Source organism: Falsiroseomonas bella (genome assembly GCF_003173615.1).
Lineage (GTDB): Bacteria > Pseudomonadota > Alphaproteobacteria > Acetobacterales > Acetobacteraceae > Falsiroseomonas > Falsiroseomonas bella.
Genome location: NZ_QGNA01000003.1, coordinates 93,459 through 113,967, shown reverse-complemented (window position 1 = coordinate 113,967; position 20,509 = coordinate 93,459). Strand labels below are relative to the sequence as shown.

The 20,509-nt window shown below is 71.5% G+C and carries 21 protein-coding genes; 14 read left to right on the top strand and 7 right to left on the bottom strand.

All coding sequences use genetic code 11. The features are described from left to right. The first annotated feature begins 2 nt into the window (after positions 1-2). Positions 3-407 carry an allophanate hydrolase-related protein gene (locus DFH01_RS28755; RefSeq protein ID WP_233256093.1) on the top strand — a complete coding sequence of 135 codons (405 nt, stop codon included), beginning with the start codon at positions 3-5 and terminating at the stop codon, positions 405-407. Between the two features lie 15 nt (positions 408-422). Here the strand turns inward: DFH01_RS28755 and DFH01_RS13055 are convergent, their stop codons facing one another. After that, on the bottom strand, positions 423-980 hold the full coding sequence (locus DFH01_RS13055) for a nucleoside 2-deoxyribosyltransferase (RefSeq protein WP_109870924.1): 558 nt from the start codon (positions 978-980) through the stop codon (positions 423-425). A gap of 101 nt (positions 981-1,081) precedes the next feature. Between DFH01_RS13055 and DFH01_RS13050 the strand changes: the two genes are divergently transcribed. Genes DFH01_RS13050 through DFH01_RS13040 form a run of 3 tightly spaced genes read left to right on the top strand, consistent with a single transcriptional unit; the run spans position 1,082 to position 4,763 of the window. Next, entirely contained in the window at positions 1,082-1,951 is an 870-nt protein-coding gene (locus DFH01_RS13050) for an FAD binding domain-containing protein (protein ID WP_109870923.1), read from the top strand. Then, entirely contained in the window at positions 1,948-2,424 is a 477-nt protein-coding gene (locus DFH01_RS13045) for a (2Fe-2S)-binding protein (RefSeq protein WP_109870922.1), read from the top strand. The genes DFH01_RS13050 and DFH01_RS13045 overlap by 4 nt, the downstream gene beginning before the upstream one ends. Then, on the top strand, positions 2,424-4,763 hold the full coding sequence (locus tag DFH01_RS13040) for a xanthine dehydrogenase family protein molybdopterin-binding subunit (protein ID WP_109870921.1): 2,340 nt from the start codon (positions 2,424-2,426) through the stop codon (positions 4,761-4,763). Before DFH01_RS13045 ends, DFH01_RS13040 begins: the two co-directional genes overlap by 1 nt. Here DFH01_RS13040 and atzD read toward each other — a convergent pair. Next, positions 4,755-5,792, bottom strand: coding sequence for a cyanuric acid amidohydrolase (gene atzD / locus DFH01_RS13035; protein WP_109870920.1), 1,038 nt, complete (start codon positions 5,790-5,792; stop codon positions 4,755-4,757). The two genes, DFH01_RS13040 and atzD, sit on opposite strands and share 9 nt — an antisense overlap. Positions 5,793-5,813: 21 nt before the next feature. On the opposite strand from atzD, the gene DFH01_RS13030 reads away from it, so the two are divergent. The 4 genes from DFH01_RS13030 (at position 5,814) to DFH01_RS13015 (ending at position 9,986) form a co-directional block, all read left to right on the top strand. Further along, positions 5,814-6,965: an FAD-dependent oxidoreductase gene (locus DFH01_RS13030; RefSeq protein ID WP_109870919.1), complete on the top strand. Its 1,152-nt coding sequence runs from the start codon at positions 5,814-5,816 to the stop codon at positions 6,963-6,965. A 71-nt stretch (positions 6,966-7,036) separates the two neighbouring features. Beyond that, positions 7,037-8,059 carry an NAD-dependent epimerase/dehydratase family protein gene (locus DFH01_RS13025; protein WP_109870918.1) on the top strand — a complete coding sequence of 341 codons (1,023 nt, stop codon included), beginning with the start codon at positions 7,037-7,039 and terminating at the stop codon, positions 8,057-8,059. Between the two features lie 2 nt (positions 8,060-8,061). Further along, the gene (locus DFH01_RS13020) at positions 8,062-9,108 is read left to right on the top strand and encodes a dihydrodipicolinate synthase family protein (RefSeq protein WP_109870917.1); all 1,047 of its coding nucleotides are present in this window, start codon (positions 8,062-8,064) and stop codon (positions 9,106-9,108) included. A 2-nt stretch (positions 9,109-9,110) separates the two neighbouring features. Beyond that, the gene (locus tag DFH01_RS13015) at positions 9,111-9,986 is read left to right on the top strand and encodes an MBL fold metallo-hydrolase (protein ID WP_109870916.1); all 876 of its coding nucleotides are present in this window, start codon (positions 9,111-9,113) and stop codon (positions 9,984-9,986) included. Positions 9,987-9,989: 3 nt separating this feature from the next. Here DFH01_RS13015 and DFH01_RS13010 read toward each other — a convergent pair whose 3' ends face one another. From DFH01_RS13010 to DFH01_RS12995, 4 genes are read right to left on the bottom strand one after another with little or no spacing between them, the layout of a single operon-like run. Next, positions 9,990-10,838: an HpcH/HpaI aldolase/citrate lyase family protein gene (locus tag DFH01_RS13010; RefSeq protein WP_158287744.1), complete on the bottom strand. Its 849-nt coding sequence runs from the start codon at positions 10,836-10,838 to the stop codon at positions 9,990-9,992. 11 nt (positions 10,839-10,849) lie between these two features. Beyond that, positions 10,850-11,818: a Bug family tripartite tricarboxylate transporter substrate binding protein gene (locus tag DFH01_RS13005; RefSeq protein WP_109870914.1), complete on the bottom strand. Its 969-nt coding sequence runs from the start codon at positions 11,816-11,818 to the stop codon at positions 10,850-10,852. Continuing rightward, a complete protein-coding gene (locus tag DFH01_RS13000; RefSeq protein ID WP_109870913.1) occupies positions 11,815-13,008 on the bottom strand; it encodes a CaiB/BaiF CoA transferase family protein in 1,194 nt (397 codons plus the stop codon). Before DFH01_RS13000 ends, DFH01_RS13005 begins: the two co-directional genes overlap by 4 nt. Then, a complete protein-coding gene (locus DFH01_RS12995; protein ID WP_109870912.1) occupies positions 13,005-13,889 on the bottom strand; it encodes an HTD2 family dehydratase in 885 nt (294 codons plus the stop codon). The genes DFH01_RS13000 and DFH01_RS12995 overlap by 4 nt, the downstream gene beginning before the upstream one ends. 89 nt (positions 13,890-13,978) lie before the next feature. Between DFH01_RS12995 and DFH01_RS12990 the strand changes: the two genes are divergently transcribed. The 6 genes from DFH01_RS12990 (at position 13,979) to DFH01_RS12965 (ending at position 19,204) form a co-directional block, all read left to right on the top strand. Next, on the top strand, positions 13,979-14,938 hold the full coding sequence (locus DFH01_RS12990; protein WP_109870911.1) for a LysR family transcriptional regulator: 960 nt from the start codon (positions 13,979-13,981) through the stop codon (positions 14,936-14,938). A 33-nt stretch (positions 14,939-14,971) separates the two neighbouring features. Next, on the top strand, positions 14,972-15,913 hold the full coding sequence (locus DFH01_RS12985) for a dihydrodipicolinate synthase family protein (protein ID WP_109870910.1): 942 nt from the start codon (positions 14,972-14,974) through the stop codon (positions 15,911-15,913). Between the two features lie 92 nt (positions 15,914-16,005). Continuing rightward, entirely contained in the window at positions 16,006-16,461 is a 456-nt protein-coding gene (locus tag DFH01_RS12980) for a hypothetical protein (protein ID WP_109870909.1), read from the top strand. 3 nt (positions 16,462-16,464) lie between these two features. Then, the gene (locus DFH01_RS12975) at positions 16,465-17,703 is read left to right on the top strand and encodes an HlyD family secretion protein (protein ID WP_109870908.1); all 1,239 of its coding nucleotides are present in this window, start codon (positions 16,465-16,467) and stop codon (positions 17,701-17,703) included. A 41-nt stretch (positions 17,704-17,744) separates the two neighbouring features. Continuing rightward, the gene (locus DFH01_RS12970; RefSeq protein WP_109870907.1) at positions 17,745-18,788 is read left to right on the top strand and encodes an L-idonate 5-dehydrogenase; all 1,044 of its coding nucleotides are present in this window, start codon (positions 17,745-17,747) and stop codon (positions 18,786-18,788) included. 134 nt (positions 18,789-18,922) lie between these two features. Further along, positions 18,923-19,204, top strand: a complete 282-nt coding sequence (locus tag DFH01_RS12965) for an acyl carrier protein (protein ID WP_109870906.1) — start codon at positions 18,923-18,925, stop codon at positions 19,202-19,204. A gap of 6 nt (positions 19,205-19,210) precedes the next feature. On the opposite strand, the gene DFH01_RS12960 is transcribed toward DFH01_RS12965, so the two are convergent. Then, a complete protein-coding gene (locus DFH01_RS12960) occupies positions 19,211-20,485 on the bottom strand; it encodes an NAD(P)/FAD-dependent oxidoreductase (RefSeq protein WP_109870905.1) in 1,275 nt (424 codons plus the stop codon). Positions 20,486-20,509 lie beyond the last annotated feature (24 nt).

The window sequence follows — 20,509 nt, the reverse complement described above, 5'->3', positions numbered from 1 at the left end:
GCATGGACGAAGCCATCGAGATCGCCGTCGTCGGCGCGCATCTGTCGGGGCTGGCGCTGAACCACGAGCTGACCGGCCGCGGCGGCGTGCTGCGGCGCGCGGTGGCCACGCAGCCCTGCTACCGCTTCTTCGCCCTCGCCGGCGGCCCGCCACGCCGGCCCGGCCTGCTGCGCGTGGCACCGAGCGCCGGGCACGCCATCGCCGCTGAGGTCTGGGCGTTGCCGCCGGACGGCTTCGGTCGCTTTGTGGCCGGCATTCCCGCGCCGCTCTGCATCGGCACGCTGCTGCTGGCGGATGGCAGCACGCCGAAAGGCTTCCTGGTGGAGCCGGAGGGGCTGGCGGGCGCCGAGGAGATCAGCCGCTTCGGCGGCTGGCGCGCCTTTCTTGATTCGCGGGCCGGCGCATGACCCGCGGCGCCGGAGTCAGGTGACCAGGCCGAGGCGGCGCGCGGCGATGGCGACGCAGCGCTCGAAGACCTGCAGGCTATCGAAGGGCAGGTCCTGGCCGGCTTCCGGCAGCAGGATCGGATGACCGCCGCTCTCGATCGCGCCCGGAATCATCAGGTTGTCGGGCAGGCCGAAACCCTCGACCGAAAGGCCCGGGATCGGGTCCGGCACGCGCGCCACCTGCGCCGCGCTGCGCTCGGCGAATGGCGTCGCGCTGTTGGAATATCCGAAGATCGGCCGGCCGCGGCCGAGGAACCAGCCGACCTCGATCAGCGTGCCGGCATCGGCGCTGGCGCCGCGGAAGGGCGTGAGGTTGGCGATCACCAGGTCCGCGCGCTCCATCATCTCGATGTCCTTGGCGTAGATGGCGCGCCAGGCGTGATGTGCCTCGAGCTCCGCGAGGCTGGCGATGTCCTCGTTCAGCGGCGGCAGGGCGGTGATGCCATGCGCAGCGCAGATCGCCGCCTTGCGGGCGGCATGGGCCTGGGCGTTCGGCAGGAAGACATCGGGACCGGCGAGATAGGCGATGGGCATGGCCGCATCTTCACCACCGCAAGGGCGGCACGCGCAAGGCGCGGTTTTCCCTTCGGGGTCGGAAGGGCATCTGCCAATCTGGCCGCGATGAGGAGTTCCGCGTGAAGCCCGCCCCCTTCGACTGGCACGCCCCGGAAAGCGTGGCGGAGGCGCTGGCGCTGAAGGCCCGGCACGGAGAGGATGCGCGCTTCCTGGCGGGCGGGCAGAGCCTGGTGCCGGCGATGAACTTTCGCATCGCCCAGCCGGCGGTGCTGGTGGACCTCAACCGCGTGGCGGGGCTGGACGCGATCGCTGTGGGCGCGGACGGGTCGCTCACCATCGGCGCGATGGCGCGCAACGCCGCCATCGAGCGGCATGCCGGTGCGGTGAAGAGCCATCCGATCCTGGCCGAGGCGCTGCATGAGGTGGCGCATCCGCAGGTGCGCAACCGCGGCACGCTGGGCGGCAACCTCAGCCATGCCGACCCGGCTTCCGAGATGCCGGCGGTGATGTTGGCGCTGGCGGCGCGCTTCCTGATCCGCAGCGCGCGCGGCGAACGGCAGGTTGCGGCGGCGGAGTTCTTCCTGGGTCCGCTGACCACCGCATTGGAACTGGACGAGATGCTGGCCGAGATCCGCCTGCCTCCCCTGCCGCCGCGCAGCGGCACCGCCTGGCTCGAGATCGCGCGGCGGCGCGGCGAATACGCGATGATGGGCGTGGCGGCGGTGGTGACGCGGGATGCAGCCGGCATTTGCACCGCGGTGCGCCTCGCCTGCTGCAGCGCCGGGCCGACGCCGATGGCGGCGCCGAAAGCCGCGGCGTCCCTGGTCGGGACGAAGCTGACCGATGCGGACCTGGCGCAAGCGGCTGCGCTGTTGAAGCAGGAGATCGCGCCGACCGGCAGCGTGCAGGCCAGCCCCGCCTATCAGCGCCACCTGGCGGGCGTCATCGCTGCGCGTGCGCTGGCGACGGCGTGGGAGCGCGCGGCATGAGGCGACGCGTCACGCTCTCCATCAACGGCGATGCCGTCACGCGGGAAGTGGAGCCGCGGCTGCTTCTCTCGGACTTCATCCGGCATGAGGCCGGGCTGACCGGCACGCATGTCGGCTGCGAGCACGGCGTCTGTGGCGCCTGCACGATACGGCTGGACGGCGCGCCGGTGCGGTCCTGCCTGATCTTCGCGGTGCAGGCGGAAGGCCATGAGGTGCGGACGGTGGAAAGCCTCGGCACGCCCGATGCGCTCTCCGTGCTGCAGCAGGCCTTCCGGGACGCGCATGGGCTGCAATGCGGCTACTGCACGCCGGGAATTCTTATGACGATGACCGCCTTCCTGGAGGAGAACCCGGACCCCGGCGAGGAGGCGGTGCGTCACGCGCTTTCGGGCAACCTCTGCCGCTGCACGGGCTACCAGCACATCGTGGACGCGGTGCTGCTGGCGGCAAAGCGCCTGCGGGAAACGGCGTGATGGAAACGCGCCAGATCGGCCGGCCGCTGACGCGCAACGAGGACCCGCGGCTGCTGACCGGCCGGGCATTGTTCGTGGACGATGTGGAACTGCCGGGGATGCTGCACGCCGCCTTCCTGCGCAGCCCGCATGCGCGCGCGGCGATCCGCTCCATCGACACGGACGCCGCGAAGGCGCGCGCCGGCGTGGTCGCGGTGATCACCGCGGAGGACCTCGGCGAGTACTGGCAGCCCGGGCCTCTGTTGGTGCCGCCGCCGCCCATCAAGGGCATGGTCTTCCGCCAGCGCTGCCAGGTGCCGCTCGCCAAGGGCGAGGTGCGGCATGTGGGCGAGCCGGTGGTGATGGTCGTCGCCGAAAGCCGCTACGTCGCGGAGGATGCGGTCGGCGACATCGTGGTCGAGTACGAGCCCCTGCCGCCGGTGATCGGGCTAGAAGCGGCCCTGTCGTCGGACAGCCCACGCGTGCATGCCGACCTGCCGGACAACATCGCCGCCGATGTCCACCAGGCCAAGGGCGACTATGCCGCGGCGCGCGCGAAGGCCGCGCACCTCATCCGCCGCCGCTTCACGTATGACCGCGGCGCGTCGAACCCGATGGAAACGCGGGGCATCGTCGCGCAATGGGACCACAAGGCGGAGAAGCTGACGGTCTGGGACACAACCCAGGCGCCGGTCTTCATCCGCAACGGGCTGGCCGCGATGCTCGGCCTGTCGGAGCGCCAGGTGCGCGTGGTCGCGCCCTTCATTGGCGGCGGCTTCGGGCCGAAGATGATGATGTTCTACCCCGAGGAAGTGCTGGTGCCCTGGATGGCGCTGCGCCTCGACCGGCCGGTGAAATGGATCGAGGATCGGCTCGAGCATTTCACGGCCACGACGCAGGAGCGCAGCCAGGTCCATGATTGCGAGCTGGCGCTGGATGCACGCGGAAAAATCCTCGGCGTGCGCGACGACTTCCTGATGGATACCGGCGCCTACAATCCCTATGGGCTGACGGTGCCGCTCAACAGCCAGTGCACGCTGCTGAACTGCTACGACGTGCCAGCTTATGACAGCCGATTCCGCGCGATCTACACGAACCGCACGCTGGTCACGCCCTATCGCGGCGCAGGACGGCAGCACGGCATCTTCGTGATGGAGCGCATGCTGGATGCTGCGGCGCGCGAACTGGGCCTCGACCGCGCGGAGATCCGGCGGCGCAACCTCATCCCCGCGGACGCCTTCCCCTACCACAACGAGCTCATCTACCAGGATTTCGCACCGCTGACCTATGACAGCGGCAACTACGCGCCGATCCTCGACAAGGCGCTGCACGCCATCGGCTACGCGGAATTCGCGGCGGAGAAGGCGAAGGCGCGTGCGGAAGGCCGGCATCTCGGCCTCGGTGTCGTCTGCTATGTCGAGGGTACGGGCATAGGCCCCTATGAGGGCGCCAAGGTACGCGTGCAGGCGAGCGGCAAGGTGACACTCGCCACTGGGGTCGGCACGCAGGGCCAGGGGCACTTCACCTCCTTTGCGCAGGTGGTCGCGGAACAACTGGGCGTGGATGTGCGCGACGTGGAGGTGACCACCGGCGACACCGACGTGTTCGACTGGGGCGCCGGCACCTTCGCCAGCCGCGGCGCGGTGGTCACCGGAAGCGCCGCGCATGGCGCCGCGGTGGAGGTGCGCACAAAAATCCTCAAGACGGCGGCCGAGCATTTCGAATGCGCCGAGGCCGATTTGGTGCTGGCGGACGGCGCGGTCTCGATCGCCGGCGTGCCGGAGAACAGGATCACGCTCGGCGAGCTGGCGCGGCTGGCAAACCCGATGCGCGGGGCGGTAAAGCCCGGGACAGTCCCTGGACTGGAGGCGACCTCCTATTTCGGGCCGCAGATGGGCGCGACCGCGGCCGGGGCGCATGCCATGGTCATCGAGATCGACGCGCAGACGATGCGGCCGACGATCCTGCGCTATGTCGTCGTGCATGATTGCGGCACGGTGCTGAACCCGCTGATCCTCTCCGGCCAGATCCAGGGCGGCGTCGCGCAGGGCATCGGCAACGCCTTCTTCGAGGAGCTGGTCTGGACGGATGACGGCCAGCTGCTGAACGCCTCGCTCGCCGACTACCTGCTGCCCACCGCCCTTGACGTGCCGCGGATGGACGTGCTGCACACCGAGACGCCCTCCCCGCTCAATCCGCTCGGCACCAAGGGCGCGGGAGAAGGCGGCGCGATTCCGGTGGGTGCGCTCTTCGCCCAGGCGATCGAGGATGCGCTGGACCTGCCGGCGCGCGGCATCGAAGTTTCCGAGATCCCGCTTTCGCCGTCGCGGCTGTGGGAGATCTGCAACCCGTCAGGCTGAACGCGCGAAGACGCAGACCAGCCCGCCGCCCGGCGGGCCCTGGTGTTCCGCGCCGCCGCTGACGAAGACGCGACCGTCGCCGGCCACCGCCGCGACGATCGCGCCCAACGCGCCGCGAAGGTGGCGCTGGGCGTCGATGTCCGTGTCGCCGAGCATGGTGTGGCGATGCCCGCGTATCGCTCCAGTCTTGTCGGGCTCGCCTTTCGCGATCACGCCGAGCACCTCGCCCGGCGCCGCGGCGAAGGCGGCCTGCACGCCGGCGAGGTCCAGCAGGTCCGCCATGGGCGCGACGCCGGCGACGATGCCCTCCGCCCAGCCATCGGCATGGCCGAACACCACCACCTCGTTGCAGGTCACCTCGACGCCGGAGGAGATCGAGACGCGGTTAGAGTAAAGTGAGAGGTCCGTCAGCAGCGCGGCCTCCGTCGCGTGGTCGGCCGGGATGTCGCCGAGCGCCACGCCGGCGCCGACCGCCGCCGCGGCGCGCGACAGCGCCATCAGGAGTTTTGCGTCCGTGCTGCGCGCGTCGGGATCGGGCGCCTGCGGTGCGGGCGCCTTCACCTGCACCAGCGCCACGTCCTCGGCGCGCGCGATCCCGGCATCGGCCATGGCAGCGCGCACGGCGGCGACTACCGCCTCGATCTGCGCGACGCGGCCGATCTCGCGCGCGGGCGTCACTGGCGAGAAGGCAGTGCCCAGCGCGAGGCCGCGTCCCGCCGCGGCTTCGTCGGAAACGCTGAAGACCATGTAGTGCGGGCTGAGCGCGCCCTCCGTCCCGCCCGACAGCACGCAGGGGATGCGCGCCGCCAGCGCCGCCGGCGTCTCACCGGTCTGCGACGCCAGCAACAGCATCAGCGTCTGGGTGAAGAAGCCGCGGGTGAAGTCGTTGAGCCCGCCATTGCCCTCGGTCTTGCCGATCACCGCGCGGATCTCGCCCGCGCGGACCTCGCCGCGCGCGATCAGCGCTTCCAGCGCCGAAAGATCGCCCGGATGGGCCATGGAAAGGCGATGGATGGCGAGGCGCGGCATGGCGCTAGCATAATGCGCCGCATGAGGATCGGCATCATCGGCACCGGCGTCGCCGGCAGCCTTCTGGCGGAGGCGCTGCTGGACGCGCCCGGCATGTCCGTCACGGCCTATGAACGGGTCGCGCGCGGCGAGCATGCCGAGGCCGGCACGGGGCTGAATGTCGGGCCGAACGCGCTGAAGGCGCTGCGCCTGCACAGGCCGGTCAGGCATGCGGCGCTGCGCGAGGCCTCCCTGCCCTGGCGGCGCTGGTTCGTGGACCTGACGGACGGCACGCGCCTGCTCGACCTCGACCTGCTGGACCTGGCCGAGGAGCCCGGCATGCGCATCCGCTGGTCGGAACTCTACCGCCTGCTGCGCGCGCCGGTGGCAGGCTGCACGCGCAGCGGGCACACGCTGGAAGCGCTGGAGGAGGATGCGGCGGGCCGGCTGGTGCCGGTGTTCCGCACCGCTTCGGGCCTGGTGCGCGACGGCGGCTTCGACCTGCTGGTCGGCGCCGATGGCCGCTACAGCCGCCTGCGCGCGCTCACCTGCGGCGAGCCGGAGGGCACGCTGCTCGGCGTGTGCATCTGGCGGCTGTTGGTCACCGAGGCCGCCGAGTGTCCCTATGACGATTACGGCCAGTGGTTTCGGGGCAATGCGCGGCTGTTGTCCTTTCGCGTGCCGGGCGGCGCCGTCTACATCGCCGGCACCTTCCCGCTCGGCCCTGATGCGCAGGTGACCGAGGCGATGAAGACCGAGGCAGCGCAGCGCGCGCTGTTCACGCCGCAGGATGCGCCGCCCTGCCCCGCTGTCGCCTGGATGCTCGACAAGGTCACGGCGCATCTGCCGGAGATCCACTGGGCGCGGTCCGCCACCGTGCCGCTGCTGCGCCACGATCCGACCGGGCGCGCGCTGTTCCTCGGAGATGCGGCGCAGGCGATGGTGCCGACCCTCGGCCAGGGTGCGACGCAGGCAGTGGAATGCGGCGTCGTGGCTGGGACGGTGCTGCGGCGCGGCGGAAGCGTGCGTGAGATTGCCGCGCGGCGCGACCCGCGCGTCGCCTTCGTGCGCGATTTCTCGCTGGAAGCGTCGGACACGCTTGTTTCCGGCACCGACGCGGTCGCGGGCGCACGCGCCAAGGCGTCGCCCGCCTTCCTTGCGAAGCTGCGACGGACCTACACCGACATCGCCTGAGCCGGCCGGGGGCTGGCCTTCGCCGCCCGGACGGGGCCATGCTGCCGCCACTCGCAAGACGGGAGGACGGCATGACCTGGCCGGCGGCCATCGCGGACGAGGCGGAACTCGAGGACGTCATGACGCGCCCGGACGCGGCGCTGCGGGAAGACCTCGCCGCCGTGCCGGGCGACCTGCTGGTGCTGGGCGCCGCGGGCAAGATGGGCCCGACGCTCTGTCGCCTGGCGAAACGCGCCGATCCCGCGCGCCGCGTCATCGCCGTCGCGCGCTGGTCCGAGCCCGGCCTGCGGGAGCGGATGGAATCCTGGGGTATCGAGTGCCTGAGCGCCGACCTGACCGACCGCGCCGCGCTGGCCGCGCTGCCGGACGCGCCGAACGTGATCTTCATGGCCGCCCGGAAATTCGGCTCGACCGGCAACGAGGCGCTGACCTGGGCGATGAACGTGTTGCTGCCGGGCATGGTGGCGGAACGCTACGCAGCGTCGCGCATCGTCTTTTTCTCCACCGGCAACGTGCTGCCGCTGGTGCCGGTGAACGGCCCGATGCCGGATGAGAGCACGACGCCCGCGCCGGTCGGCGAGTATGCCGCAAGCTGCCTGGGGCGGGAGCGGGTGTTCCAGCATGCCGGCGCGGCGCGCGGCACGCGCTGCTTCGGGATCCGCCTGAACTACGCGATCGACCTGCGCTACGGCGTGCTGCACGACGTCGCGACCAAGGTGCTGAACGGCACGCCGGTGCCGCTGGCGATGGGCCACGCGAACGTGATCTGGCAGGGCGACGCCAATGCCTGGACGCTGCGCGCGCTGCGCCACGCCGATGCGGCCTGCCCGATCATGAACGTGACGGGGCCGGAGACGGTCTCCATCCGCTGGCTCGCCTCGCGCTTCGGCGCGCTGATGGGGCGCGATCCGGTGTTTGCAGGCACGGAGGCGCCGGAGGCGCTGTTGTCCAACGCCGCCTGGGCCTTCGCGCTGTTCGGCTATCCACGCGTGCCGCTGGACCGGCTGGTGCAATGGGTGGCCGACTGGGTCTCGCGCGGCGGCCGGGCGCTCGGCAAGCCGACGAAGTTCGAAGTGCGCGACGGGAGGTTCTGACCATGCCGCTTCGCTGGGAGGATTGGCCCACCGGCATCGCCGAACGGCTGCGCGCCGGCTGCGTGATCCCGGCGCATCCGCTGGCGCTGACTGCGGAGCGCAAGCTGGATCCGCGGCGCCAGAAGGCGCTGTCGCGCTACTACCTGGATGCGGGCAGCGGCGGGCTTGCGGTGGGCGTGCACACGACGCAATTCGCCATCCGCGATGTGGGCCTCTACGAGCCGGTGCTGACGATCGCGGCGGAGGCGGCGTCCGAGCAGGCGACGACGCCGATCCTCGTCGCCGGCGTGGTCGGCCGCACGGAGCAGGCGGTGCGGGAGGCGCGGATCGCGCGCGGCCTTGGCTACCACGCCGTGCTGCTGTCGCTGGCTGCCTGGAAGGGCGCGTCGGAGGACGAGTTGGTCGCGCATTGCGCGGCTGTGGCGGCGGAGATGCCGCTCTTCGGCTTCTACCTGCAGCCCGCGGTCGGCGGGCTGCCGCTGCCCGCCAGCTTCTGGCGGCGCTTCGCCGGCATCCCGAACGCCGTCGCCATCAAGATCGCGCCCTTCAACCGCTACGCCACGCTGGACGTGCTGCGCGGCGTGCAGGATGCCTGCGCCGCGGATCGCATCGCGCTCTACACCGGCAATGACGACCACATCGTCGCCGACCTGCTGACGCCCTTCGACCTTGGCGGCGACAAGCCCTTGCGCATCGTCGGCGGGCTGCTCGGCCACTGGTCGGTCTGGACGCGCGCGGCGGTGGAACTGCACCGGCGCTGCCAGGCGGTCGGCGCGGGACCGATCCCGGCCGACCTGCTCGCGCTGGATGCGCAGGTGACGGAGATGAACGCGGCGGTCTTCGACGTCGCGCATGCTTTCCACGGCGTCATCGCCGGCTGCCACGAGATCCTGCGCCGCCAGGGCCTGCTGGACGGCATCTGGTGCCTCGATCCGCACGAAACCCTGTCGCCCGGCCAGGCGGAACTGCTGAGCGCGGTCGCCGCGCGCTATCCGCACCTGACCGACGACGCCTTCGTGCGCGACAATCTGGCGCGCTGGCTGGCCTGAGCGTGCGCACAACCTTCCGCCTTGGCGACGTCACCATCCATCGCCTCGTCGAATCCGAGCCCGCCGCCGGCCTGCGCGACATCCTCGCTTTCTTCCCCAACCTGACGCCGGAGCTGCTGGCGGAGAACCGGGACTGGCTGCGCCCCGATGCGCTCGACGAGAAGGACCGGGTCAAGCTCTGCATGCAGTCCCATGTGGTGCGCACGCCGCATCACACCGTGCTGGTGGACAGCTGCCTGGGCAATGACAAGGAGCGGCCGCTGCATCCGCAATGGCACCGCAAGCGCGACACCGCCTTCATGGATGCGCTGGCGGCGGCAGGGCTCCGCGTGGAGGACATCGACGTGGTGATGTGCACGCATCTGCACATCGATCATGTCGGCTGGAATACGCGGCTGGAGAACGGACGCTGGGTGCCGACCTTCCCGAATGCGCGCTACCTGTTCTCCGAGAAGGAGCTCGCCTTCTGGACGGAGCGCAACGCGGAGGCGGAAATCCCCTGGATCGTGGACAGCGTGCTGCCCATCGTCGCCGCCGGTCGGGCGCAGCCCGTCGCCAGCGACCACGCGCTGGACGACCATCTGCGCCTGCTGCCGACGCCCGGGCACACCATCGATCATTTCGCCGTGGAGCTTGGGCGCGGGCGCGCCGCGGGAGTGATCACCGGCGACCTGATCCATTCGCCGCTGCAGGCGCGCTACCCGCATCTGCGCATGATGCTGGACAACGACCCGGAGCAGGCGGTGACAACGCGCCGGAACTTCCTGGAGCGTGTCTGCGACACCGACACGCTCTGCTGCTTCGTGCATTTCCCCTCGCCCTCCACCGGCTACGTGCGCCGGTGGGGCGAGGGCTTTCGGTGCGAGCCCGCCGCGTAGGGGCTATCGCGCCGCAGCCAGGATGCGTCGGGCGCGGCGCAGGATCGGCTCGTCCACCATGCGCCCATCCACTTCGAAGCTGCCGCGGCCTTCGCGCTCGGCCTCCTCGGCCGCCGCGATCTGGCGGCGCGCCAGGTCGAGTTCCTTCTCGGTCGGCGCGAAGCCTTCGTTCAGCAGCGGCACCACGCCCGGATGGATGCAGGTGGCGCCGCCAAAGCCCGCGCGGCGGGACCGCGCGATCACATCGCGCAGCTTCTCGTGGTCGCGGAAATCCGCGATGGAGCCGAGGGTGCCGAGCGGCGTGACGCCGGCTGCCGCCGCCGCGATCACCATGCGGCGCTTGATCAGCGCGATCACCTCGTCATCGGCGGTGCAGCCCATCTCCGCCGCCAGATCCTCCGCGCCGCAGAGCAACGCGGCGACGCGGGACGATGCAGCGGCGATCTCCTCCATTCGCGCCACGGCCGCCGCCGTTTCGATCAGCGGCAGGATGGCGGCGCGGGGCGTGCCGCCTTCCAGCTCGTCCAGCAGCTCCGCGACCAGCCGGACATGGCCGGCATCCATCGCCTTGGTCACCAGGATGCCGTCGGCGCCGCAGGCCACCGCGGCCTCCACGTCGCGCACGGCGAGCCGCAGCGGGCGGTTGATGCGCACCAGCACCGCGGCGGGGCCTTCCCGGCAGATGCGCATGGCGTCGGCGAGCCCCTCGCGCGCCGCGTCCTTCTGCGCGACCGGCACGCTGTCCTCGAGGTCGAGGATGATCGCGTCCGCCCCCGCGCCGGGCGCCTTGGCGACGAAGCGCGGCACATTCGCCGGAACATAGAGCAAGGACCGCCAGGTCGCGGCGCGCATCGCACTCATCCTCAGTTCGCCGTCACGCCGGCGGCGCGGATCAGCTCGGTCCAGCGCGTGACCTCGGACTGGATCAGCTGGCCGAAGGCTTCCGGCGTGCCGGGCGTCGGCTCCGCGCCGTCCTGGCGCAGCCGCTCGGAGACGGCCGGGGTGTTCAGGCTCGCGTTGATCTCGGCATTCAGCCTCGCGATGATCGGCGCGGGCGTGCCGGCCGGCGCGGCGATCCCGTACCAGGGCACGGCTTCGAAGCCAGGCGCGACCGTCTCCGCGGCAGTGGGGAGGCCGGGCAGGCTGTCCACGCGCTGCGCACTGGACAGGCCGAGGGCACGCAGCCGGTTCTCGCGCACCAGCGGCATCACGGTGGGCGCACCACCCCAGGTCACGTCCACATGGCCCGCGACGAGGTCGTTCAGCGCGGGCGCCAGGCCGCGATAGGGGATGTGCTCCAGTTCCAGTCCGGTCGCGTGCAGGAAGGCGAGCATCACCGTGTGGCCGGCGCTGCCATTGCCCGCCGTGCCGTAGCGCAGCTTGCCAGGATTGGCCTTCGCATAGGCGACGAATGACTGCATGTCCTGGAAGGGCATGCGCGGGTTCACCACCAGCACGTTCGGCGTCGTCGCGATCATCGCCACCGGCGCGAAGTCGCGCACAGGGTGATAGGGCAGGCGCGGATACATCGGCACGTTCACCGCCAGCGTGCCGATATGGCCGAGCAGCAGCGTGTATCCGTCGGCCGGCGACTTCGCGACGTGGTCCGTGCCGATGGCACCGCCTGCGCCGGCGCGGTTCTCCACCACCACCGGCTGCCCGAGCCGCGGCGCGAGCTGGTCGGCCATGGCGCGGCCGAGCGTGTCGTTCGCGGCACCCGGCGGGAAGGGCACGATCAGGCGGATCGGCCGGCTCGGCCAGGCATCCTGCGCGCGTAGCGCGAAGGGGGTGAGCGTCGCCGCCGCGGCGGCGAGAAGCGTGCGCCGGTTCATGCTGCGCTCTCCTTCCCCAGGATGCGCGCGCGCTCCGCGGCGTCGTAGCCGAGCTCGGCCAGGATTTCCTCGCCATGCTCGCCCTGGCGCGGCGCCAGGCGCGATGGCGGCAGGCCGGAGCCCGAATAGCGATTGGCGTGACGCAGCCCAAGCATCCAATCCTCCCCGTCTTCCCTGGTCAGCGTGCCCGATCCGCGCAGCTGCGGATCGTCCAGCAGGCTGGTGAGCGTGTGATACGGCATGGCCGGCACGTCGTGGCGGCGCAGCAGCTCCACCCATTCGGCGGTGGTGCGCTCCTGCAGCGCCTGCGCGCGCAGGCCGAAGTAGTCCTTTACATGCGCAAGCCGTGCGGGAACGTCCTTGAAGCGCGGATCGTCCTTCAGCTCCGGCCGCCCGATCGCCTCGAAGAAGCCGCGCGCCTGCGCATCCGTGTTGGCGGAGACGCAGATGTAGCCGTCCTTCGTCCTCATCGGGCGCGCATCGGGCGTCATGATCCGCGGATCGCCCATCGTGCCCTCCGGGTCGAAGGTGCGCTGGCCGAGGTGTTCCGACAGCACGAAGGCGGCCGCGTTCTCGAACATCGGAACCTCGATCGCCTGCCCTTCCCCGCTGCGTTCCCGCGCGACCAGCGCGGCGCAGATCGCCTGGGCGGCAATGATGCCGACGATGTGGTCGGTCAGCACGAAGGGCGCGAAGCGCGGCTCGCCCAGCATCGCCTCGTTGCAGGCCGCGACGCCCGAGAGGCCCTGGATGATAGTGTCGTAGGCCGGTGCGCCGTCGTAGGGGCCGCCGGTTGCGAAGCCGGCGATGGTACAATGCACGAGCTTCGGGTTGATCGCCGACAGCGCCTCCCACGTCAGGCCCAGCGACTTCAGCGCGCGCGGGCGCATGTTGCTGACGAAGACGTCGCTCGTCGCGGCGAGGCGCAGCATCACCTCCCGCCCCTGCGGCGACTTCAGGTCCAGCATGATGGAGCGCTTGTTGCGGTTGAAATGCGTGAATTTCGGCGACATGCCCGGCTTGCCGGCCGGCGCCTTGCCGCCGAGCTTGCGCATCAGGTCGCCTTCCGGCGGCTCCACCTTGATCACGTCGGCGCCCTGCTCGGCCAGCAGCAGGGTCGAGGTGGGGCCGACGATGACGCCGGTGGCGTCCAGCACGCGAATGCCGGCGAGCGGCCCCTTCCCGCTCACGCCAGCTCTCCGGGCTCGCTCGCCGCCTCGGCCTGCGCCGTCACGCGGCCCGTCTCGTTCATCGCCCAGAGCGAGAGGCGGCCATCCTCCTCCTTCCGGCAGCGCAGCTCGCCCTGGCGGTTGACGAAGAAGGGATTCACGTTGCGGACCGAGAAGCGGCCGATGCGCCCGCCCGGCAGGTTGCGGCGCGCCATCTCGTGCAGGAACAACGCGTGCAGCCCGCCATTCACGACGAGGTCGGGATAGCCTTCCTCGCCCTTGGTGTAGGGCGCGTCGTAGTGGATGCGGTGCGCGTTGTAGGTCAGCGCGGAGTAGCGGAAGAGCGTCGTGGTCTGCGGCGCATAGGCCTGCCGCTCATGCGGCTCCGGCAGTTCGGGCGGCGCTTCGGCCTTGGGCGGTGCGCCGGCGCCGGGCTTCGCCTCCTCGCGGTAGACGATGTCGTGCAGCTCGGTCAGCACCGGCTGTCCATCCATCTCCACCACATGGTCCACGCGCACGAAGACCATCTGGCCGGTGCGCCCGACCTTCGGCGTGATCGCGGCGATGGTGGAAACACGGCGGATCTCCGCGCCGATCCGGATCGGCGCCAGGTAGCGCATGCGGCGCCCGGCGAACATGCGGCGCGGCAGCGGCACCGGCGGGAGGAAGTCGCCCTTGCGCGGATGCCCGTCCGGCCCGAGCTGCGATTGCCGCGCGATGGGCGCGAAGAACACGGCGTGCCAGCCCTCCGGCAGCGCATCGCCGCGGCGGTAGCCCATCGGGTCGAGGTCGAGCAGAGCGGCCAGGCGACGGACGATAGGCAGCGCCACTTCGTCCTCCAGCACTTCCTGGCGGCCGATCCAGCCGGCCATGGCGCTCGTGTCGAGCGTCGTATCGGGCATCGCGTTTCCTCCGTTGGCGCGCAGTCTCGGCCCGGCGTTCCGCGCGCGTCAAATGCAATGAGGTGACCGCGCGATGCATCCCATGCATCATGGCGCCGCCCATGTATCTCGACCTGCCCGGCCTCGAGGCCTTCATCGCCGTCGCCGAGCTCGGCTCCTTCCGCCGTGCCGCGAGCCGGCTCGGACTCAGCCAGCCGGCCCTGACGCGGCGGTTGCAGCGGCTGGAGGCAGTGGCGGGCACCGAGCTGCTGGACCGCCGCACCCAGCCCATCCGCCTCACCGCCGCCGGCACGGCGCTGCTGCCGGAAGCGCAGGATGCGATCGGGCGGCTGCGGGCGGCGATGCGGCGCGCCGTGGACCCGGACCGCGGCCAGCGCGTGGAGATCGGCTGCCTGCCGACGCTCGCCGTGCGCCATCTCGGCCCGCTGCTCGTCGCGCACCGCCAGCGCTGGCCGGAGGCCGAGGTGGTGGTGCATGAAAGCTCCGCCACCGAGATCCGCGCCATGCTCGACGCGAACCGCGTGGATTTCGCGCTCGCCGCGATCGGCGCTGAGCGCTGGAACGTCGAGCGCATCCCGCTTTTCGAGGAGCCCTTCTTCCTGGTGATGCGGGCCGATCATCGCCTGGCGCGGCGGGATTCCGTCGCCTGGTCGGACCTGCGCGGGGAGCCGGCCGTCTCCACCCACACGCCGAGCGAGAACCGCCGCCTGGTCGAGGCCGCGCTGACCGAGGCGCGGGTCAATGCCGATTGGCGGGTCGAGGTGCGGCACCTCGCGACCGCCGTCGCGATGGCGGCCGCGGGCGTCGGCGTCACCCCCCTGCCCGCCTCCGCCCTGCCGGAGCCCCTGCCGCCGGGCCTCGCCGCGGTGCGGCTGGTGCGCCCCGCGCTCACGCGGCGCGTCGGCCTCCTCACCCCGCGCGAGCGCCAGCTTTCGCCCTCGGCGCGACAGCTGATGGCGGAGATCGCCGCGCGGCTGCGCCGCGGCGGGGAGGAAGCGAAGCCGCTGAAAGGCCGCCGGTCTTTACGCCCCGCCGCGCCGCCGCGATGATCCGCTCCCGGCCAGTCCAGGAAGCCAGCCCCGATGCCTCTCGATCACACCGCCAAGGGCGTCTACGTCATCGCGCCCACGCCCTTCCACCCGGATGGCCGCGTGGACGAGGCCAGCACCGACCGCATGACGGATTTCTTCCTGCAGTCGGGCTGCGACGGCATGACCATACTCGGCGTGATGGGGGAGGCGCCGAAGCTCGACGGCGCCGAATCGCTGGAGATCAGCCGGCGCATCATCCGCCGCGCGGGCAAGGCGGGCATCATCGTCGGCGTCACCGCGCCCGGCTTCGCCGCGATGCGCGCGCTGGCGCATGGCGTGATGGAGGCGGGTGCCGCGGGCGTGATGATCGCGCCGCCGAGCCATCTCCGCCATGACGAGGCGATCGTCGGCTATTTCCACCAGGCGGTGGAGGCGATCGGCACCGACATCCCCTGGGTGCTGCAGGACTACCCGCAGCTGTTCCAGGTGCAGATGACGCCGGGCATCATCCGCCGCATCGTCACCGAGCTTCCCTCCTGCGTCATGTTGAAGCACGAGGACTGGCCGGGGCTCGAGAAGATCAGCGCGCTGCGGAAGTTCCAGGCCGAGGGTTCGATGCGACCGATCAGCATCCTGTGCGGCAATGGCGGCATCTTCCTCGATTTCGAGATGGAGCGCGGCGCGGACGGCGCCATGACCGGCTACGCCTTCCCGGACATGCTGGTGGAGCTGGTGCGCCTGGCGCAGGCCGGGGAGCGCGACCGCGCGCATGACCTGTTCGACGCGCATCTGCCGCTGATCCGCTACGAGTTGCAGCCGGGCGTCGGGCTCGCCGTGCGGAAATACGTGCTGATGCGCCGCGGTGTCCTCGCCTCCGACGCGCAGCGCCGCCCCGGCGCGGCCATGTCGGCCAAGGCGCGGGACGAGGTGGAATATCTGCTGGCGCGCCTGGGGCGCCACGATCCGCGGGCGCGGCTCTCGCCGCCGGCCTAGCACGGCGCTTGCCGGCGCGCCGCCGGCTCCGGCTATGATCGCGCGGCGGCGCGGCGGCCATGCCGCCAGCCCGCCGCGCCCGAGGAGACGTCGTGACAACGGAAGTCCATCCCGCCGCGCCGCACCACCTGCCCTTCTTCCTGCCGGGGCCGGACGGGTCCGATCCGCTGCTGATCGTAGCGGGGCTGACGCTGATCGCCGCCATCGTCGCCTTCGGCCTGATCTTCCTGCGCCTGCACACCCTGCCGGAACGGATGGCGCATCGCGGCCAGAAGCTGCAGTTCGAGATCGTCGCGGTGCTCGGCCTGCTCGCGCTGTTCACGCATATCCACGCCTTCTGGGTGGCCGGCCTGCTGCTGGCGCTGATCGACATCCCGGACTTCACCGGGCCGATGCGGCGCATCGCCGGATCGACGGAGAAGATCGCCGGCTTCCCGCCGGGCGCGGGGGACACGACCGAGGGACCGCCGCGGTCGCGTGGGCCAGCCCATCCCTCCGACGACGAAACGGCGCGCCGGCATGCCGCGCATCACGGCCAGGACGCCTGAACGATGCTGGAACTGCTGATCTGCGCGTTGTTCACCCTGGTTCCCGACTACCTCTACCGCCGCTTCGTGCAGGGCAAGCGGATCGGGCGGGAGATCACGCTGTTCTCCGTCTGGTTCGAGTTGCGCTGGGGGATCGTCACCTGCCTGCTGCTCACCGTGGGGCTGATCACGGCTGTCTTCTACTTCCACCCTGCGACCACCTATGTCAGCGCGGTCTATCGCAGCGTGCCGATCCTGCCCGAGACGGTCGGGCGCGTGGCCGATGTGCATGTGCGCGGCAGCGAGAGCGTGAAGGCGGGCCAGCCCCTCTTCACGCTGGACGACCGGTCCCAACGGACGGCGGTGGAGCGGGCGCAGCGCGAGGTCGCGGAGGTTGACGCAAACTTCGCCCTGGCGCGCGCCGACCTCGCCAACGCCGAGGCGCGCATGCTGGAAGCGCAATGGAACCTGCAGCAGGCCATCGACGAATTCGAGACGAAGTCGGAGCTCGCCCAGCGCGACGTGGTGGCCCGGCGCGAGGCGGAGCGCCTGCAGGTGCTGGTGCGCACGCGCGAAGCCGGCGTCGCCGCGGCGGAAGCCTCGAAGCAGGCCGTGGAGGCGCGCATCGCCGAGCAGTTGCCGGCGCAGCGCGCCAGCGCGCAGGCCGCGCTCGCCCAGGCGCAGGCCGAACTCGACAAGACGGTGGTGCGCGCCGGCATCGACGGCCGCGTCGAGCAGTTCCTGCTGCAGGTCGGCGACCTGGTGAACCCGATGCTGCGCCCCGCCGGCGTCCTGGTGCCGGAGAACCACGGGGCGACGCGGCAGGTGCTGGCTGCCGGCTTCGGCCAGATCGAGGCGCAGGTGATGCGGCCAGGGATGCTGGCGGAGGCGACCTGCGCATCCCGGCCCTGGGTCGTGATCCCCATGGTGGTCACGCATGTGCAGGGCTTCATCGCCGCGGGCCAGTTGCGCAGCACCGACCAGCTGCTGGACCTGCAGCACTTCGTTCGCCAGCCCGGCACCGTGCTGACCGTGCTGGAACCGCTTTACGAGAATGGGTTGGACGGCGTGCTGCCGGGCAGCAGTTGCATCGCCAATGCCTATACCTCGAACCATGAGGCGCTGCAGGATCCGAACCTGTCCGCCGGACGCTGGCTGGCGCTGCACGCCATCGACACGATCGGGTTCGTGCATGCCCTGCTGCTGCGGATCCAGACCGTGATGCTGCCGTTCAGGGCGCTGGTGCTCGGCAGCAGTCATTGACGCCGGTCGCCACCGGGCCGCAGGACGGGAAGAGGAACGCCATGGCCACCACCGAAGCTGCCGTGATCCACGCCGCGCGCGACCTGCGCGTGGAGGCTGTGGAGCTTGCCGAACCCGGGCCGGGCGAGGTGATGGTGGCGATCGGTGCCGGCGGGATCTGCGGCTCCGACCTGCATTACTGGCTTGATGGCGGCTTCGGCACCGTGCGCCTGCGCCAGCCGATGGTCCTTGGCCATGAGATCGCCGGAACCGTCGCCGCGCTCGGCGCCGGCGTCGAAGGCCTGCGCGAGGGCGACCGGGTGGCCGTGAACCCTTCCAGCCCCTGCGGCGCCTGCGAATACTGCGCGCGGGGCGAGCCGCAGCATTGCCTCGACATGCGCTTCTTCGGCAGCGCGATGCGGATGCCGCACGTCCAGGGCGGCTTCCGGCGGCACCTGGTCTGCGCGGCGCGGCAATGCGTGAAGATCGGCGACACCGTCTCGATCGGAGAGGCGGCGATGAGCGAGCCGCTGGCCGTCGCCCTGCACGCCGTGGCGCAGGCCGGCGAGGTCCGCGGCAAGCGCGTGCTCATCACCGGCTTCGGCCCGATCGGCGGCGTGGTGCTGCTGGCCGCGCGCCATGCGGGCGCGGCCTGGGTGACGGTGACCGAGGTGGTGGAGGAGCCGCTTGCCTTCGCGAGGCGCCTCGGCGCGGATGCGGCGGTGAATGTCGCCGCCGACCGCGCCGCCCTGGCGGCCGAGGAGGCCGACAAGGGCCGCTTCGACCTGGCTTTCGAATGCAGCGGAAACCCGCGTGCCCTGGCCCAGGCGATCGCCTGCGTGCGCCCCCGCGGCACCATCGTGCAGGTGGGCATCGGCGGCGCCTTCGACGTGCCGATGAACACGGTGGTCGCAAAGGAGCTCCGCCTGGCCGGCAGCTTCCGGTTCCACCCGGAATTCGAGATCGCCGCCGGCTTGATCTCACGGCGCGAGATCGATGTGCGGCCGCTGATCACGGCGACGCGCCCCCTGGCACAGGCGGAGGCCGCCTTCGCGCTGGCGGCCGACAGAAGGGCCGCGATGAAGGTGCAGCTCAGCTTCGGCTGACGGCAGTCGCTTCCGAACAAAGACTGACACAGTGTAAATCTTTGTTCCCGCGCACGGGCGGCGCTGCAGGACACGCTGGCCTTCGCATGCCGATATCTGCTACGGCATGCCGTTGGTCACAGCCGTCGAGGACCATGCTCCAGCTCGCCGCCATTCCGAGCATCCCGCACCTGCCCCGTCTGCGGACGGTGCTGTGTGACGTGCTGGGCGTGCCGCATGCGAAGGCGTCGCTGGACCTGGATCTCGCCGAGGCCCTCGCCTGCGACGAGCATGACCGGCACGAGGTCGTGGTCGCGATGGACGTCCATTACGGCATCGCGGTCCGTGACGACGAGGTGGAAGCCTGCGAGACCATCGCGGACATCCTGCGCCTGGTCGCCGCGAAGCACGCCCAGGAACGCCGCCTCTACAACTGACCCCGCTCAGGCGAAGCGCTCGGCCGCGAAGGGCGCGAAGTCCAGGTTGCCCGGCCGCCCCAGGATGGCCGGCGCGAGCGCCTGCGCCGTCGGCGCCGCGCCGGTCAGGCCGAGATGGCCGTGGCCGAAGGCGAGCCAAAGCCCCGCGATCCGCCGCGCCGGCCCGATCACCGGCACGGAATCCGGCAGGCAGGGCCGATGGCCCATCCAGAAGCCGGCCGCGCCGTCGCGCCGCGCCTGGGGGAACACCGCGGCGAGGTCGTCGTAGAGCAGCTTCGCCCGCGCCTCGTTCGGCGCGGCCTCAAGGCCACCGAACTCCACCGTGCCCGCGACGCGCAGCGCGCCTTCCATCGGCGTGATGAACACCTTGCGGTCGGCTGGCACCACCGGCCGCCCGATGGAAAGGCCGGCATCCGGCAGGTTCACGTGGTACCCGCGCTGGCTTTCCAGCGGGATGCGGTAGCCGAGCGGGGCCAGCAGCCGCACCGACCAGGCGCCCGCCGCCACCACGACCGCCTCGGCGGGATGCCGCCGAGCCTCACCCTCCGCGCCGGTCACCCGCCCCTCGGCGACGGTCAGCGCGCGGATGCGGTCGCGCCGGATCTCGCCGCCGGCCTGCAGGAACGCCGCCGCGACGGCCTGCGCGTAGCGATGCGGAGAGGCGCACCAGGCATGGTCGGGCAGGAAGACGCCGACCTGGTAGGCCGGGGCGACCTCCGGCTCCAGTGCCAGGACGCCGGCGCGGTCCAGCACCTCCACCCGCGCGCCATGGGCACGCCGCAGGTCCCAGGCGGCGGTGTCCTTCCGAAGCTGTTCCGGGCTGCGATAGAGGTAGAGATTGCCGGTCGGGCGGATCAGCTCGGGCACGCCGATCTCCGCCGCGAGGGCCAGATGCTGCTCCGTCGCCAGGCGCAGCAGGGAATCGAGCGCCGCGGCGGCCCGCGCGACCGCCGCCGGCCGCGCCGCGGCGACGAAGCGCAGCAGCCAGGGTGCGGCGCGCAGCCAGTAGGCGGCCGGGACATGCAGCGGCGCCGCGGGGTCGAGCAGCATGCGCGGCACCTGCTTCAGCAGCCCCGGCATGGCCAGCGGCGCCACCGAGCTGGCGCTGATCGCGCCCGCATTGCCGAAGCTCGCCCCACCCTCGCCGGGCGGCTCGGGGTCCACCAGCACCACCTGCGCGCCTTCGCGCCGCAGGCGGAAGGCGAGCGCAAGGCCGACGATGCCGGCGCCGATGACGAGGACGCTGCGCGGCGTGGCGGATATCGGATCGCCCTCGGTCATCCTGTCCGCATCCCGTCCCCCGCA